The sequence below is a fragment of the Niastella populi genome (assembly GCF_002078015.1).
Classification (GTDB): domain Bacteria; phylum Bacteroidota; class Bacteroidia; order Chitinophagales; family Chitinophagaceae; genus Niastella; species Niastella populi.
In genome coordinates, this window is sequence record NZ_LWBP01000045.1 from 160,244 (window position 1) to 177,611 (window position 17,368).

Genomic DNA, 17,368 nt, shown 5'->3' on the forward strand with positions numbered 1-17,368 from the left:
TTATAGCCATGAAACGCAAATAAAAAGCGCACATAGCTTTTTATGAAGTAGGAGGTAGGAAGTAAGATGTAAGAAGAGTCTTTTATTGCTGACTCAAGTTTATTTTTTAACCTCAAAAAATCGTACCTCTTACTTCCTGCTTCTTACTTCAGTTTTTGTAGCCTCGTAGAACCTTGTATTACTATAAACGATTTTAATACTCCGTACCACCACCCAACCACGCCATCATGCCCATGCCGGTTTCAATAGCGCTTTCATCTATATTGAAAGTGGGTGTATGCACACCTGATGTAATACCTTTTGCGGCATTCATAACGCCTAAGCGATAAAAACAACCGGGAATGTGATTGGTATAATAACCAAAGTCTTCAGCGCCCATCCGCACTTCGGTGGTTTCCACTTTTTCTTTACCCATGTATTGTTCGGCGAGGTTACGGGCAATGCCGTTAAGTTGTTCATTATTGTATACGGCAGGATAACCTACATCGATGTGCAGATCGATCTCAGCGCCCATACTGTGCACCAGTTCGGTTGCCTGTTTACGAATGAGCTCATGCGCTTTGAACCGCCATTCTTCATCCAGAGCGCGAAAGGTACCCATCAGTTTCACTTCGCTGGGAATAACATTGGTGGTATGACCGCCCTGGATAGAACAGATAGATAATACCGAAGGCGATAACGGGTTCCTGTTGCGGCTGATGATCTGTTGCAGGCTCACTATGAGGTGCGAAGCAATGAGAATGGTATCTGCAGTTAAATGCGGAGCGGCCGCATGTCCGCCCTTGCCTTTGATGGTGATATAAATTTCATCGGCGCTGGCCATAACCTGTCCGCCCCGGAAACTCAGTTTGCCGATTTGCAGTTGGGGATGTACATGCAATCCGTAAATGGCCTGTGGTTTGGGATTGTCCAACACGCCTTCTTTAATGAGGATGCTGGCGCCGCCGGGATTTCTTTCTTCTCCGGGTTGAAAGATCAGTTTCACGGTGCCTTCCCATTCGTCTTTTAGTTCCTGTAATATTTTGGCAGCGCCTAATAAACAGGTAGTGTGTACGTCATGGCCGCAGGCATGCATAACGCCTTCGTTCTTTGATTTATAGGGAACATCGTTTTGTTCGGTAATAGGAAGCGCGTCCATATCGGCGCGCAGGGCGATCACTTTTTTGTTGGGGTTCTTTCCTTTTATCAAACCCACTACGCCGGTTTGGGCCATTACAGAAAAAGGGATGCCAAATTCATTCAGTTTATTTTGAACGAAACGGGATGTTTCGAATTCCTGGTAGCTCAGTTCGGGATGGGCATGTAAATGATGGCGAATATCTATAAACTCAGCAGCGTATGTTTTTGCCAGGTTTTGGATCTTCTTTTGTAAAGTGCTCATAGCCACAAAGATAATCGGAAAGGGGCAAAAACCGCCCTACAACGTCCCCGACTTGTCGGGATTCACCTCAATGATATCGCGAATGATGTATACGCCGTTGGGAAAGAAACGCTGAATGGCCGATAAATACGGTTCGGCTTCTTCGCGGTTTCTGAAGTCGCCCACCTTCAATTTCATATTGGGCTGCTGCCACATGAGGTAGGCCTTTAATTCAGGAAACTCCTGGTAGATCTTTACCTTGGCGCTGTTGGCTTTATTGCGGTCGTTGGTGCTTATTACAAGAATACGATAGCCCTGCACATGCCGGCGGGCATCGCGGGTGGTAAACTCATTGATCTGGATCTGCTTTTTTATCAGCATATCGATCCGCGGGTCTTTATGCACCGTAATGGAACTTGTATCTGTTTGGGCAAACAATGTGTGTGACAGGATCAATAAGGTACAACTGATAATGTATTTCATGCGAATATTTAATTGTTTTAAAGGCCGCAGTGAGCTTGCCATAGCCCTAGTCGATGTTCATGCAAAATCTTCGCCAAAGATAATTCAGGGAGTTGCAGGTTGCAAGCGGCCGCCCCCCTTCTTCTAATATTCCGCTGTGCCATTTTGCGGCGCCCCGGTCACAATGGCAACGCTTGCACTGCATCCCAGCCTGTTGGCCCCGGCTTTTACATATTGCTCCGCCTGCTCATAAGTGCGAATGCCGCCCGAGGCTTTTATCTGTATAGTAGACGGCAGGTGTTGCCGCATCAGTTGCACCGCTTCGATGGTAGCGCCTTTTTCGGCATAACCAGTTGAGGTTTTCAGGAAATCGACCCCAACTTTGGCATATATTTCACAACATTTAATTATTTCTTCATCGGTAAGTATCCCGCTTTCAATGATCACTTTTACCAGCCGGTTCTGCGCATGCGCGGCTTCAACAATTCCTTCCATTTCCAGCTCAAGGTATTGCCAGGCCTTGCTCCGCAGCGCCACCAGGTTGATCACCACATCCAGTTCATCGGCCCCGTCCTGTATGGCCTGCTGCACTTCTGCCTGCTTGGCCCGCGCTACGGAATAGCCAAAAGGAAAACCGATCACGGTTGCGGTTTTTACCGCACTGCCGCCCAGCACGGCCCGGGCATTTTTTACCAGCGGCGGCGGCACGCAAACCGCAAAAAAGTTGTATTGAACCGCCTCCTCACATAGGTTTTTTAGCTCATGTATGGTGGTTGCAGGTTTTAGCAGGGTGTGATCGATATATTGCGCGATGTTCATGTAGTGTATTGACCGGTTAAGAAGTTTTTAACCCGCCTAAATTACTTCATTTAACTAAATTCGGCTTTTGTTCCCGGTAATAAAACTAAAACCAAAAGCACACATGAGAGAGTACTGTTTCTTTCCCCCAGGAAAGTTCCTGTTCCTGCTGGGCCTGATATTTATGGTCAACACTGTTTCCATGTCGCAGGTAACTTTTCCTGTGAATGGAATAGCTGATCCCCAGGTAAAATGTTTTGCATTCACCAATGCCACCATTGTCAAAGATGGTCAAACCACGGTTCCGAATGCCACGCTGGTCATTCGCGAAGGAAAAATTGTAAGTGTGGGCGCATCTGTAACCATTCCCAAAGAGGCCGTGGTGATCGATTGCAGCGGCAAATTCATTTATCCTTCCTTCATCGATATATACAGCGATTATGGCGTTCCTGTTCCCCAACGGCAGGGCGCGCCTTTCGATTATCGGGCTCCTGCGCAGCTTACCTCAAATATAAAAGGGGTTTTTGGCTGGAACCAGGCAATCAAAAGCGATATCGATGCCGCCAAACTGTTCAATGCCGATGACGCCAAAGCAAAACCTCTGCGCGATCTGGGGTTCGGCGCAGTGTTAACGCATCAGAAAGACGGTATTGCCCGCGGTACCGGCGCCCTGGTAACACTGGCTACCGAAAAAGAGAACCTCGTGATGCTGAAAGACAAAGCATCGGCGCATTATTCGCTTAGCAAGGGTACATCAACCCAAAGCTATCCCTCGTCTATGATGGGTTCCGTTGCCCTGTTACGCCAAACTTACCTCGATGCACAATGGTATAAAACCAACCCGGCTGCGGAAGGCGTGAACCTTACACTGAAAGCCTGGAACGACATACAGTCATTACCACAGATCTTCGAAGCGAACGATAAGTGGAACGACCTGCGCGCCGATCGCATCGGTGATGAATTCGGTGTTCAATATATCATCAAAGGCGGTGGCAACGAATACCAGCGCATAAAAGAAATTGCTGCAACCAAAGCAACTTTCATTTTGTCGGTGAACTATCCGCAAACGATGGATGTGGAAGACCCCAATGAAGCGCGTTTTGTATCGCTCAGCGATATGAAACACTGGGAACTGGCGCCAACCAACCTCGCAGCTTTTGAAAAAGCCAACATTCCTTTTTGTATAACCGCTGCCGATTTGAAGGATACAAAAACATTTTTCGCCAACCTGCGCAAGGCCATCGACAATGGCCTCAGCGAATCAAAAGCACTGGAAGCGCTTACCAAAACACCGGCCACAGCATTAGGCGTGTACGATAAAGTGGGAAGCCTCGATGCCGGTAAAATAGCCAGCTTCATTATCACGAACGGCGAAGTGTTCAAAGACAAAACGGTGATCCTACAGAACTGGATACAGGGCAATAAATATGCAGTCAAAGATGAGAACTGGTCGCCCGTAGCCGGGCAGTATACCTTACAGGTAAGATCGGCTGGTGGCAATAACAGCTACACCCTCGATGTAAAAAGCATTTCCGATGCCAGCATTATTGCAAAAGACACCATCAAAACAAAGTTCAGCTATGATGGCAAACTGGTAACTATCAGTTTTGCTACTGAGAAAAAAACGCGCGCCGCTTCCATTCGTTTAGGCGGAACGGTGAACGGCGATGTATGGAACGGTAATGGTGTTGATGCCGATGGCAATAACGTATTGTGGACCGCCTCCTTCGCAAAAGCCGGCGCACCTGCACCCGATACCAGCAAAAAGAAACCGCAGGGCGAGCTGGGTAAAGTGGTATATCCGTTCGATGGTTATGGCTGGGATTCATTACCACAGGCCGAAACTATTTTAATAAAGAACGGCACCGTATGGACTAACGAAAAAGAAGGCCGGCTTGAAAATACCGACGTGTTGATAAAGAATGGCAAAATAGCGCAGATAGGAAAGAACCTTGCTGACGCCGGCGCCAGAGTGATTGATGCTACCGGTAAATTTGTTACACCGGGTATTATCGACGAACATTCGCATATTGCCGCCGCTTCCATAAATGAAGGCGCACAATCGGTAACATCGGAAGTGCGTATCGGCGATAACCTGAATCCCGAAGATATCAATATCTACCGCCAACTCAGCGGCGGCGTTACTTCTTCACATATCCTGCACGGATCGGCCAATACCATTGGCGGACAAACCCAGCTGATCAAGCTGCGGTGGGGCGCTGGCGATGAAGAGCTGAAGTTCAAAGGCGCCGATCCCTTCATCAAATTTGCATTGGGTGAGAACGTAAAACGCACCACCTCGCAAAATAATAACCGCTTCCCCGATACGCGTATGGGGGTGGAAGAGGTGATGATGGATGCCTTTACCCGCGCCTGTGAATATGAAAAAGGTTGTAAAGAAGCCGCGGTTCCCGCAACCACATCAAAAAAGAAAGGCGCTGCCGCTACTACGGCTGCTGCCGCTGTTCGCCGCGACCTGGAACTGGACGCCCTGGTTGAGATCATGAACAAAAAGCGTTTCATTACCTGCCACTCTTACGTACAAAGCGAGATCACCGCTACCATGCGCGTGGCTGAAAAATTCAATTTCACGGTAAATACGTTCACGCATATTCTAGAAGGTTATAAAGTGGCCGATAAAATGAAAACGCATGGCGCTAACGCTTCTACGTTCAGCGACTGGTGGGCATATAAGACCGAAGTACAGGATGCCATTCCGTATAACGCCACCCTTATGCAACGCGTGGGATTGAATGTTTGTATCAATTCAGATGATGCAGAAATGGCGCGGCGCCTGAACCAGGAAGCCGCCAAAAGCGTAAAATACGGCGGCATGTCGGAAGAGGAGGCGTTTAAAATGGTAACGCTGAACCCGGCTAAAGCGCTCCATGTAGATGAAAAGGTAGGCAGCCTGAAAGCAGGTAAAGATGCCGATGTGGTTATCTGGAGCGATAACCCGTTAAGCATTTATGCAAAGGCCGAAAAGACGATCGTTGATGGCATCGTTTATTTCGATCGTACCCGCGACCTGGAAATGCGTAAAAAGATCGCTGCCGAAAGAAACCGATTGGTGCAGAAGATGCTGGGCGAAAAAAGAAGCGGCGGACCGGTTGCGCCTGCAACGCCCAGCTTCCAGGTAGTGCTGAGCTGTGGCGATCATGATCATCATGACGGGTTGATAACCGTGGATGTCGATGAACATGATGCGACTCATTAACGTGAAGGTGTGCCACACTTTCAAAGTGTGGCACACCCTGCAACTAAAATTGATAAAAATATTACAATGAAGAAACTAATCATATTCATACAACTTCTTGCTGCAGGCATTGCCTCGCAGGCGCAGGAAGATGTATACCCGGCCAAAGCATACGCCGGTAAATTGTACATTACCAACGGTACCATACATGTTGGCAACGGCCAGGTCATTGAAAACGGTACTATTGAAGTAGAGAACGGAAAGATCGTTCAGGTAGGCGCAGGCGTTACCGTGCCTGCGGGCGGCAAGGTAGTTGATGTGAAAGGCAAACAGGTGTACCCGGGATTAATATTACCAGTAACCGATCTGGGCCTGAAGGAGATCAGCAATGGGGTAAGGGGCTCCAACGACTATTCAGAACTGGGCGAATACAATAACAGCATCCGTTCAATAGTAGCGTACAATACTGATTCAAAGATCATCAACACGCTGAAGGCAAATGGCATTTTACTGGCAGGTGTTACACCGCAGGGCGGCACCATCAGCGGCTCTTCTTCAGTAGTACAACTCGATGCCTGGAACTGGGAAGATGCCGCGTATAAAATGGATAACGGCATGCACCTGAATATGCCCACCTTTATCAGCCGCCCCAGCCGGTTTGCGGCTTTTTTCGGTATTCCGCAATCGCAAACCGATCCCACAAAAGATGCGTTGAAAAAAATAGACGAGATCAAAACGCTTTTCCGCCAGGCAAAAGGTTACCTGCAGGAAACAACCCATAAAGAAACCAACCTGAAGTTCGAAGCATTGAACGCGTTGTTCAGTAAAAAGCAAAAGCTGTTCGTGCATGCCAGCCAGGTAAAACAAATGCTGATCGCCATCGACTTTGTAAAAGAGTTTGGATTCGATGTGGTGATCGTTGGCGGCAGCGAATGTTTTCAGATTGCCGATCTGCTGAAGCAATACAACATTGCCGTTATCCTTGGTGATGAGCATGCGTTGCCGGCTACGGAAGACGATGACATTGACCAGCCTTTTAAAACGCCGGCCATGTTGCAAAAAGCGGGGGTGTTGTTTGCGCTGAATGACGAACATGGCGAAAGCCGTTATCGCAACCTGCCCTTTAATGCAGGAACGGCCGCCGCATACGGGTTAACGAAAGAACAGGCATTACAGGCCATTACACTTAATTCGGCCAAAATATTGGGTGTTGATGACAAAACAGGTTCACTTGAAGCCGGTAAAGACGCCAATATCGTAGTAAGTGAAGGCGATATCCTCGATATGCGTACAAGCATCATTGTACATGCTTTCATTCAGGGCCGCGAAGTAAGCCTCGAAAACAAACAAAAGCAGTTGTACGACCGGTATATGTACAAATATGACTTGAAATAAGATGAAATAACCGGTAGTAAATAACGAGTGGCGGACAGGTGTTACCTGCCCGCCACTCGCTTTTAATGGCTCACCGTTTATAACTCAGAACTTATTTGATATTGATCAATAAATATGATAAAAAATAGTAAGTCATTCCGTACGGAAACAGAATGAACTATATTCAGGTAGTTCAATTCCCCTTTAACACCAAAACTGCCTGCATATGAAAAAGATACCGGTACTGGTATGTATTGCCGCTTTGTCAACTTTCCTTCTTGTTTATTGTAACACAGTAGCATCAAAAAATCCCGCTACGGCCAGTGTCGATGCAGCTACCGCATCCGCTTCTCCCGACAGCATGGTAAAACGCGGCGCCTACCTGGTGAGCATCATGGGGTGCAACGATTGTCATACACCTAAAAAAATGGGGCCGAAGGGGCCTGTTTTCGATGAGGAAAGAACCCTGTCGGGCCACCCGGCTGAAATGCCTGTAGCGCCATACGAAGCCGGCACGGCGAAGAACTGGATCCTGTTCAACCAGATGCTTACAAATTATGTGGGGCCCTGGGGCACTTCTTTTTCTGCCAATCTCACTCCCGATTCAACCGGTATCGGTGGCTGGACGGAAGCCCAGTTCCTGAAAGCGATCCGCGAAGGGAAATACAAGGGGCTTGATAATTCGCGCCCGTTACTGCCGCCCATGCCCTGGCAGGAATACAGAAATGCGACCGATGAGGACCTCAAAGCTATTTTTGCCTACCTGAAATCTTTGAAACCGATCAGGAATGTGGTGCCTGCAGCGAAGATCAATATGCCGCCGAAATCGTGAGTGGTCAATGGTCAATGGTCAATGATGAAGGTTACAGGTTTATCGTACCAGTAACATGGTGCCGGTTACCGGTTCGTGCGTGCCAGGCTCTTAATGCAGAACACTTCAGGCTGCAGCTATAAATTTGAGGCCCGGCAACCGGTAACCGGCAACTGGTTACCTTAATCTTGTATTTCCGGGTAACCGGTAACAGCTTGCAGTTGAACCCTGAAACAGCAACCCGCATCCGTTAATTGACAATTATCCTGTAACTTTCAGCGATAGAAACACTATCCGCTATGCTTACAGGATTTATCCGCAACTGTTTTATTTGTTTTGCTGCCATCACGATTGCCGCCTGCCACAATGCACAGAAAACGCAAACAACCGGTAAAAACGGCTGGGTATCGCTTTTCAATGGCCGCGATCTCAACGACTGGATCGTGAAGATCCATCACCACGAAGTGGGTGTTAATTTCGGCAATACCTTCCGGGTGGAAGACGGGATGATAAAGGTGCGGTACGACCAGTATGGTGCTTATAACGACCAGTTCGGCCACCTGTATTATAAAAAGCCTTTCTCGCATTACCACCTTGTAGTGGAATACAAATTTGCCGATGAATGGAAAAAGGATGCACCTTCCTATACCTTGCTAAATAGCGGTATCATGTTCCATTCGCAGGACCCCCGAACGATGCCGAAAGAACAGAACTGGCCCATTTCAATAGAATACCAGTTGCTGGCCGGACTGGGTGATGGCCAACCGCGTACGACAGGCAATATGTGCTCGCCCGGCACCAACATCGTTTATAACGGCGTGCTCGATACAAGGCATTGCATCAACTCTACCTCCAAAACAATTAGTAAAGATGAATGGGTGCGCGCCGAACTGATCGTGTTGGGCGATTCGCTGATAACCCATATTGTCAATGGTGATACGGTTATGCGGTACTCCAAACCGCAGATCGGCGGGGAAGTGGTTTCAGGCCACGACCCCAAAATGAAACCGGATGGTAAGATCCTTTCTTCAGGTTTCATAGCGTTGCAAAGTGAAGGACAGCCGATTGATTTCAGGAAAGTTGAAATAAAAGAATTGAAGTAAGTTGACCAGTTGACGGGGGTAATGAGTGAACGAGTGGGAAATACAGGGTTGAAAAGTTGATGGAGTTGATAATGTTGATAAAGGGAAAGGCAGCCAGCTGTATGCTTGAAGCTATCAGCCGAAGCCGATGGACATACCCTTATTCAACTTCGACATTTGAAATTCGACATTCGACATTCAATATTCGGCTGTTCGGTATTTTCTCATTTCCCTGTATTCCACTTCAACATTCAATATTGAACATTTAATATTCGATATTCCCTACGAATTCAGCAACCTGAACGGCCTCAACCTCGGCAGCCACCGCGGAACATGTTTCTTGTACTTCAGGTAATCGCCGCCAAAACGCTGCAGCATGCTGCGTTCCTCAACGAAGATGAAATAGATGGTATTGATAATAAAAAATGCCACGGCCCAGGCGAGTATATTGGTTGAATACAACATCAGCCCTTCGCCCAGGATCATAAAGAACACACCCGAGATCATCGGGTTGCGGCAATACCGGTAGGGGCCTTCCACAATCAGTTTTTGGGTAGGCTCCCAGGGAGCCAGCGTTCCATGCCCCAGTGTTTTAAACAGAAAAACGGTATACACGAACAACGCTGAACCTGCCACTGCTATGAGCCAGCCAATTATTTTAATGTTCGGGTTATGCGGTATCAGCGCGTCTTTACTGTCGTACAAGAGGTACGGTACAATGAATGTAACCGTAAAGGGCATAATTATAATGTCACGTAAATGTTTTAAGATCGAAGGCGACTCCATTTGTCAGTTAATTTAAACTTTTGATGCAAATGCTACACGGAAAAATTCATACCCTTTTTCGGGACGATCAGGCAAGTACTTATCGCGGTAATCAGATGATCCGGAGTTTTCAGGGAGTACGTAATATATGCTGAAGCAGGGCGGATAATTGCTTTGGTTGAACCCGAAGGTTCAGCATTTACCAGGGCGTTAAGATCTTTCAAAAGTTTCGATGCACCAAAAAAGTTTTCAGGCGCTTCCAAAACTGTTGATGTACAAAGGTTCCTTTATACATTGCCATGCATTTCGAAATCTAAAATACATAGTTTCGCCAGAATTTGGCGGGGTGTGGAGGAAAAATTACCAGTAAGTGGTACTGATTCGGGCTGTTGATATTTCAAAACCAGCTGAATAATTTTGCATTTTCTGATAAGTATTTGATAAGCAATTATTACATTTTTCCTTTTGACTCTTTATAATCGAGCTGCAGTTCAATCAGGGTGCCTATGTTTAAAACAAAATAAAGAATTAACAGTAAAAGAGCGCTGAAATTCATAGGCGGGAGTGGTATTTCAATTCCAAATAAAGTGATTGACATACTTACTCCCATGTAAATGGTAATATTTGCCAAATAAAAAGTAGCCAGAATTAAGTACACCCCCAATGCAAGCAGGGCCTTTTTACAGGTTTTGTCTTTATACAGCAAGTATAAAACAGGAACAAATAAGATCAGGCCTAGATAATTTGTTATGTACGGATTGTTTTTTCCGGAAATAAACAAAAACCAGATATAAGCCAGCATACAACCGGTAATTATCAGTGGAATGTAGAATAAGATCTTTCGTTTACGGGTCATTATTGTCATGAAAGTGAAAATTGAATTGGGCGTTTGCCGCTACGGTTTGGCAAGCAATTGAATTAAGCTATTGAGGTTGGTAATCCGGCCTTTTAATTTAATGTTTCCTGCTGATTGTTTCATTGTCCCCGGGCATATACTTCAACCGCAGTGATACGGTAGAAAATAATCTTCCCATTTTACCGCTTTTGAATTCTACTCCTGCATACAAACTATCGTTGTGAAACAGCTTCAGCATAGGGTTGCTTTTTGAGTCCATTTCCTGAAAGTTTTCCGCTTTGAATAGTTTAGGAAAACGCTGCCAGTTCTCAAACGACCCTACTAACGTTACCGTGCCTGATTGGGGTGATATTCTTATAAACTGCGATTTTCGTTCGTTGATCCAGCCTGAATCGTGTTTCGTCCACGGATAACTGATGGTATTCAGGAAGGAATCAACATCGTTCCGTTTCATGGTGAGCAATGCTTTCAGGTCCTTTATTTCAAACTCCCTCGATTTTACATTTGTATATTCTTCCACCTGCGAATCGGATGAAAGGATCTCTACGATATTGGGGTGTTTTTTAGAATATACGATGGTAACCCACTGTCCTTTACCGTAACGGCGGAATTCATTCTCCGATACACTTTCTTTAACTGTAAGCCAGCGCCCGTTCTCGTCTTTGAATTCTATGGTTACATCGAAAGAACCGCCGCGCCTGGTTTTAAAGCCGCTGCCATCCCTGATGATGCCTTTTGTCGTTACGCCGTATTTCTTCAGTTCGTTGCTTTCATCGTTAACGGTTCTTATAATTAAGAGTATTAACATGCCCAGCGCCGGAAGTACCATTAATGGCGTTACTTTATGCCGCCAGTCATGGCGCGATTTATCTTTTGTATTGAATTCATCCCAGGTGTGAAAGTCGCCAATCAGTTGAACCAGGAAGAAAAGGAACGATGCGGCGCCAATGATCGAAAAAAAAATGGGCGCCTGCGACCAGGTGCCTATTGGAATTAAAACATAGAAAACTAAAAAGGTAGCCACGAGACCAATGGCCCACCAGACTCTGCGTTTATTCATGGGGTTTAATATTTGTTGCGCTGAACAAGTCCGGAAATAAGTTGGATCAGTCCGCCGAGGATGGCGCCATAGGCAACGATATAACGGCGGCCGCCACTGCCCATAGAGATCAGCGTTACCAGCAATCCACCAACGAACCATACAGAACCCCAGAGGATGTTCTTGTTGGCTTTTTCAATAACGGCATCGGTGAATAAACTGCGCGATTCTTCGGCGATCCTTTCGGCTTGTTCTTCGGAAAGGCCTTTTTCTTTCAGCGCTTCTTTAACCTCCCATGAGGTTTTGTTTTCTGCATGTAATGCAGCGGCAAAGTTTACCAGGCTGGAATCGGGTATTTGTGTTTGATTTTCCATAGGGGGGAAGGGGTTTTAAGGATTCCAAAATACCATCCTTTGCGGGCATTTGCAAGCAGCAGAAACAAAATAAAATGCAAAAAACAAAAAGGTGGGCCACCTGTTGAGCGTGACCCACCTTTATATAGTGAATGAACGTTATGTATTAAACTACATCCTTACCGTGACAGTTCTTGAACTTTTTGCCACTGCCGCAGGGACAGGGATCGTTACGACCAACTTTAGGGCCTACACGAACCGGTTCCTGTTTCACCTGCTCATCGAACAGATCATTTTCGTTGGCTGCGTAATCATCGCCACGCGCATCTATTTCTTCTTTGTTGGCGCGCATCCGGCTCATATCGGTCTTTTGCTCATGCCCTTCGCGTATCTGGGGCTGTTGCTGGTTAGGGCCCTGTTGCTCTACCGGTATGTTTGCATGGCAAAGGAAGCTGATGATGTCTTTGTTTACGTCGCTGTCCATTTGTTTGAACTGATCGTAAGCCGTGATCTTGTATATTACCAGTGGATCTTTTTGCTCGAGGTAAGCTGTTTGTACACTTTGTTTCAGATCGTCCATGGCGCGCAGGTGTTCTTTCCATGCGTCGTCAATAACAGCCAGGGTTATCTGACGTTCAAGCGCGCTGATCAGTTCGCGGCCGTTTGTCTCCAGCGTTTTGTTAAGGCTGGCCAGTACCTGCAGGCCTTTTTTGTTATCTGTGAACGGCACTACCACGTTCTCGATATGGCTGCCCTGGGTAGCGCGAATGTTCTGGAATACCGGTACCGCCTGTCTTTGCAGCTCGGATGTTTTATGCTGGTAGCGGTCGATCGATTCCTGGTATAGTTTCTCAGCCAGCTCGTTGGCTTTGCCTTTATCGAATTCTTCCTGGGTAATAGCGGTATCGATACCGAAGTTAACGATGGCGGCGAGTTTGAATCCTTCGTAGTCGCTTTGTTCCTGGAAAGAGTTCACCAAACCTTCGGCAACGATGTAGAACGCGTTATCGAGGTCAAGCGCCAGCCGGTCGCCAAACAAGGCGTGGTTACGTTTTTTATAAACTACGTTACGTTGTTTGTTCATTACATCATCGTACTCGAGCAGGCGCTTACGTATGCCGAAGTTGTTTTCTTCCACTTTCTTCTGGGCGCGTTCGATGCTCTTGGTGATCATGCTGTGCTGTATCACTTCGCCTTCTTTGTAACCAAAGCGGTCCATAATGCTGGCGATACGTTCGCTGCCGAATAAACGCATCAGGTCATCTTCGAGCGATACATAGAACTGTGTTGTACCGGGGTCGCCCTGACGGCCTGCACGGCCGCGCAACTGGCGGTCTACACGGCGGCTTTCATGGCGTTCGGTACCAATGATGGCCAAACCACCGGCTTCTTTGACCCCGGGCCCGAGTTTAATGTCGGTACCGCGACCGGCCATGTTGGTGGCAATGGTAACGGCGCCGGCCAAACCTGCTTCAGCTACAACCTGTGCTTCACGGGCGTGCTGTTTGGCGTTTAATACGTTGTGCGGAATCTTTTTACCCGTTAACATCTTGCTCAGCAATTCGCTCACTTCCACATTGGTTGTACCAACCAGAACGGGGCGGCCTGCTGCACGCAGTTTTTCAATTTCGTCGATTACCGCTTTATATTTTTCGCGCTTCGTTTTGTACACCAGGTCTTCGTGGTCTTTACGAATAGCCGTAACGTTTGTTGGAATGGTTACTACATCCAGTTTGTAGATGTCCCAGAACTCGGCAGCTTCGGTAACCGCTGTACCGGTCATACCTGCCAGTTTATGGTACATACGGAAGTAGTTCTGTAAGGTGATGGTTGCATAGGTTTGTGTAGCCGCTTCGATCTTCACGTTCTCTTTCGCTTCAATGGCCTGGTGCAAACCATCACTATAACGGCGGCCATCGAGAATACGGCCGGTTTGTTCGTCTACGATCTTCACCTGCCCGTCCATTACCACATATTCAACGTCTTTATCGAACAACGTATATGCTTTCAGCAATTGTTGTACGGTGTGAATACGGTCGGCTTTGATGGTATATTCGTTAAGGATGGCTTCCTTGCGTTGTAATTTTTCTTCGGCAGGCGCCTCGCTTTTATCGATCTCTGCGAGGTGGATACCGATATCGGGCAGCACAAAGAACTCAGGGTCTTCACCGGAACGGGTGATGGCCTGAATACCTTTATCGGTAAGGTCAACCGAGTTGTTCTTTTCATCGATGTGGAAGAACAGTTCTTCGTCAACGACCGGCATTTGTTTTTGCTGATCGGCCAGGTAATAGTTTTCTGCTTTTTGCAGTTTTACTTTAATACCGGGTTCGCTCAGGAATTTGATAAGGGCGCCGTGTTTGGGCAAACCGCGATAAGCACGCATCAGCGACAAGCCACCCGATTTCGGATCGTCGTCGCCGCTTTCAAACATTTTCTTGGCATCGATCAGGTTCTTGCTAACTATCTGCCGCTGCATTTCAAACAGGTTGCGTACGCGATCGCGCAGGATGTGGTATTGCTGGTCTTCGCCGCGGGGAACCGGACCGGAAATGATCAGCGGTGTACGGGCATCATCGACCAACACGCTATCCACCTCATCGACCATGGCGAAGTGGTGTTTGCGTTGTACCATTTCTTCGGGTGTATGCACCATGTTATCGCGCAGGTAATCGAAACCAAATTCGTTATTGGTACCGTAGGTGATATCGGCCTGGTAAGCTTTTCTTCTTTCGGCGCTGTTGGGCTGATGTTTGTCGATGCAATCAACGGTAAGGCCCAGCCATTCGAAAATCGTTCCGTTCCACTCAGAGTCACGTTTTGCCAGGTAGTCGTTCACGGTTACGATGTGAACGCCTTCGCCGGCAAGGGCGTTGAGGTAAGCCGGCAGGGTAGAAACAAGGGTTTTACCTTCACCGGTTGCCATTTCTGAAATTTTACCCTGATGCAACACGCTACCACCAATGAGCTGTACATCGTAGTGCACCATGTTCCAGGTAATAAGGCTTCCGCCGGCATTCCAGCTGTTCTTAAAGATCGACTGACTGCCTTGTATGGTAACGTATTCTTTTTTTACGCTTAGTTCGCGGTCGAGATCGGTTGCTGTAGCCACCATTTCGGTATTCTCCTTGAAACGGCGGGCAGTTTCCTTAACTACCGCAAAGGCTTCGGGATGAATTTCTTTCAGGATCTCCTCAATCTGTTTATCGCGGTCTTTGATAAGGGCATCTACCTGCTGGTAAATGGCATCTTTGCCTACGATATCGCTAAACGGCAGTTCTTCGGCCTGTTTATTCAGATCGGCGATCTCGTTGTCAATTTTCTGGAGGTGCGCTTTGATACGGGCCCTGAACTCCTGGGTCTTGTTACGCAACTGATCGTTTGAAAGCGACTGGTAAGCGGCAAAGTTCTTATTGATCTGATCTACGAACGGCTGAATCAGCTTAATATCCTTTTCCGACTTGCTTCCTCCGAACATTTTTGAAAGAAAACCTAACATGATATAGCGGTTAATTATTTTAAAAGATTACAAATTTAAGGTCGGTCAAAAAAGATGCTACACTTTGGCAGCGAGCCAATTTGACAGGGACGTCAAAGGTAAGAAAAAGCAGGGAGTTGGCAGCTACGGAAGTCGATGGTTTGCAGGCAATAATTAACCATTTGGTGTGAATTCGGGGTTAACACATGGAGTTTAAGAAAATGTGTTTACCGCAGAAGGTGATATTGCCAGAAGGGAGAAGGGATGCGGTTCCCCGGCTAAAAGCACCCAGATGAATGAAGTAAGGCTCTCTGATAAGCAGGCGCAGCCTGCATTGTACACCAACCTTCCCTTGGGATTGCACCGGAAAGCCGGGGCGCCGGTGCAATTCGGATGCAATTCCAGTGCTATTATAGAGCAGTTGTTACCGTATTAACCACCATATAAGTGCAGGTGGAAGCATCATGGCCTGCCATTAGTTTCCCTTCCGGGATAGCCATTTATATGATAATGTGTTGGTTACACTAATTGATACATTTTGCCGGGCAGGGCCTGAACAATGTTCTGTATTTCGAGATTGAGGATGGCGGCTGCAATGGAACTGGTGCTAAGGCCGCAACGCAGGTTCAGTTCGTCGATATGCACCCGCTGTTTTTCGTTCAGTATTTCAACGATGGTCTTTTCTTCTTCATTCAGGTTCACAAAAAGTTCTTTTTGAGGCTGAATATTTTTTGCAACCGGTTGTTCCCAGCCTAAACTTTCTGCCAATTCATGTGTTTCGGTAAGCAAAATGGCTTTATTGTTCTTTATAAGGGCGTTACAACCTGCACTTTTGGCATCGGTGATCTTACCGGGGAAGGCAAAAACATCACGATCATACCCAATTGCCAGCTCTGCCGTGATCATACTTCCGCCTTTTACGCCTGTTTCAATTACCACAACGGCATCGCTCATACCCGCAACAATGCGGTTACGCACGGGGAAATGATGTTTTTCTGCAGTTACATCGCTATGAAATTCGGTAAGCAACCCGCCGCCCTGTTTTATCATGTCTTTGGCCAAACCGGTATGTTCTGCAGGGTACAGCGAATCGAGCCCATGCGCCAGTACGCCTACGGTTTGCAGGTTATGTTTGAGCGAGGTTTTGTGTGCAATGGCATCAATGCCGAAAGCGAGCCCGCTTACGATCAATACTTCATACCCGGCCAGTTCCTTTACCAGTTTTTCAGTAATGTTCTTGCCGTATGTCGAATTGTTGCGGGTACCTATTACCGCTACCACCCGCGGGGCATTGAGGTTGGCTTCACCGCGGTAAAACAGCATGGTGGGCGAGTCGTAACAATGCAGCAGCCGTTGCGGGTATTGGGGCTGGTTTATGAACAGCGGTTTTATTTTGTACTTTTCAATGAACGCGATCTCTTTTTCAAGGGAAGCGAACTGGTTGAATGATTTTATTCGGCGGGCGCGTACTGTTCCTATGCCTTCGGTTTTTTCAAGTTCGGCAATGCGGGCTTTGAAAATGGCTTCTGCTGAATTGAATTGTTGTATCAGCAGTTTGGCATGTACACAGCCGATTTGTGGCACCTGCGTTAAGGCAAGCTGGTATAGCAGATCGTTGGTTATCGTAGTCATGGTTAATGGTAAATATTCTATTAATCCATAATCTAAGATAAGATGTTTCGGGGTATTAAGAAGCTGTTGCCGGTTACCACTTGCCGGGCGATAATAAAAAAAGCCATCCCGCCTGAAACGAGATGGCTGTATTTACCGGTAACCGGTAACTGGTAACCGGCG

General features: G+C 47.1%; 14 protein-coding genes. 5 read left to right on the forward strand and 9 right to left on the reverse strand.

Annotated elements, in window-relative coordinates:
* Positions 1-193: 193 nt before the first annotated feature.
* From A4R26_RS06410 to deoC, 3 genes are all read right to left on the reverse strand, one after another.
* On the reverse strand, positions 194-1,381 hold the full coding sequence (locus A4R26_RS06410) for a M20 metallopeptidase family protein (RefSeq protein ID WP_081162302.1): 1,188 nt from the start codon (positions 1,379-1,381) through the stop codon (positions 194-196).
* A gap of 36 nt (positions 1,382-1,417) precedes the next feature.
* Entirely contained in the window at positions 1,418-1,843 is a 426-nt protein-coding gene (locus tag A4R26_RS06415) for a sporulation protein (protein ID WP_081162306.1), read from the reverse strand.
* Between the two features lie 123 nt (positions 1,844-1,966).
* Positions 1,967-2,641 carry a deoxyribose-phosphate aldolase gene (gene deoC / locus A4R26_RS06420; RefSeq protein WP_081162310.1) on the reverse strand — a complete coding sequence of 225 codons (675 nt, stop codon included), beginning with the start codon at positions 2,639-2,641 and terminating at the stop codon, positions 1,967-1,969.
* 103 nt (positions 2,642-2,744) lie between these two features.
* Between deoC and A4R26_RS06425 the strand changes: the two genes are divergently transcribed.
* From A4R26_RS06425 to A4R26_RS06445, 4 genes are all read left to right on the forward strand, one after another.
* Entirely contained in the window at positions 2,745-5,837 is a 3,093-nt protein-coding gene (locus tag A4R26_RS06425) for an amidohydrolase family protein (protein WP_081162314.1), read from the forward strand.
* 66 nt (positions 5,838-5,903) lie between these two features.
* Entirely contained in the window at positions 5,904-7,211 is a 1,308-nt protein-coding gene (locus tag A4R26_RS06430) for an amidohydrolase family protein (RefSeq protein WP_081162319.1), read from the forward strand.
* 205 nt (positions 7,212-7,416) lie between these two features.
* On the forward strand, positions 7,417-8,022 hold the full coding sequence (locus A4R26_RS06435; protein WP_081162324.1) for a c-type cytochrome: 606 nt from the start codon (positions 7,417-7,419) through the stop codon (positions 8,020-8,022).
* 278 nt (positions 8,023-8,300) lie between these two features.
* Positions 8,301-9,104: a 3-keto-disaccharide hydrolase gene (locus A4R26_RS06445; RefSeq protein ID WP_081162333.1), complete on the forward strand. Its 804-nt coding sequence runs from the start codon at positions 8,301-8,303 to the stop codon at positions 9,102-9,104.
* 261 nt (positions 9,105-9,365) lie between these two features.
* Here the strand turns inward: A4R26_RS06445 and A4R26_RS06450 are convergent, their stop codons facing one another.
* The 5 genes from A4R26_RS06450 to secA form a co-directional block, all read right to left on the reverse strand.
* Complete coding sequence (locus A4R26_RS06450) at positions 9,366-9,869, reverse strand: methyltransferase family protein (protein WP_081162338.1); 504 nt, start codon at positions 9,867-9,869, stop codon at positions 9,366-9,368.
* Between the two features lie 430 nt (positions 9,870-10,299).
* Positions 10,300-10,650: a hypothetical protein gene (locus tag A4R26_RS06460; RefSeq protein ID WP_133054568.1), complete on the reverse strand. Its 351-nt coding sequence runs from the start codon at positions 10,648-10,650 to the stop codon at positions 10,300-10,302.
* Positions 10,651-10,801: 151 nt separating this feature from the next.
* Positions 10,802-11,764: a hypothetical protein gene (locus tag A4R26_RS06465; RefSeq protein WP_081162351.1), complete on the reverse strand. Its 963-nt coding sequence runs from the start codon at positions 11,762-11,764 to the stop codon at positions 10,802-10,804.
* Between the two features lie 5 nt (positions 11,765-11,769).
* Positions 11,770-12,117: a hypothetical protein gene (locus A4R26_RS06470; protein WP_081162356.1), complete on the reverse strand. Its 348-nt coding sequence runs from the start codon at positions 12,115-12,117 to the stop codon at positions 11,770-11,772.
* Between the two features lie 145 nt (positions 12,118-12,262).
* A complete protein-coding gene (gene secA / locus A4R26_RS06475) occupies positions 12,263-15,595 on the reverse strand; it encodes a preprotein translocase subunit SecA (RefSeq protein ID WP_081162361.1) in 3,333 nt (1,110 codons plus the stop codon).
* 271 nt (positions 15,596-15,866) lie between these two features.
* Here secA and A4R26_RS34800 point away from each other — a divergent pair, with 271 nt between their 5' ends.
* Positions 15,867-16,010: a hypothetical protein gene (locus A4R26_RS34800; protein WP_165760166.1), complete on the forward strand. Its 144-nt coding sequence runs from the start codon at positions 15,867-15,869 to the stop codon at positions 16,008-16,010.
* An 83-nt stretch (positions 16,011-16,093) separates the two neighbouring features.
* Here the strand turns inward: A4R26_RS34800 and dprA are convergent, their stop codons facing one another.
* A complete protein-coding gene (gene dprA, locus A4R26_RS06485) occupies positions 16,094-17,206 on the reverse strand; it encodes a DNA-processing protein DprA (protein ID WP_081162369.1) in 1,113 nt (370 codons plus the stop codon).
* Between the last annotated feature and the right edge of the window lie 162 nt (positions 17,207-17,368).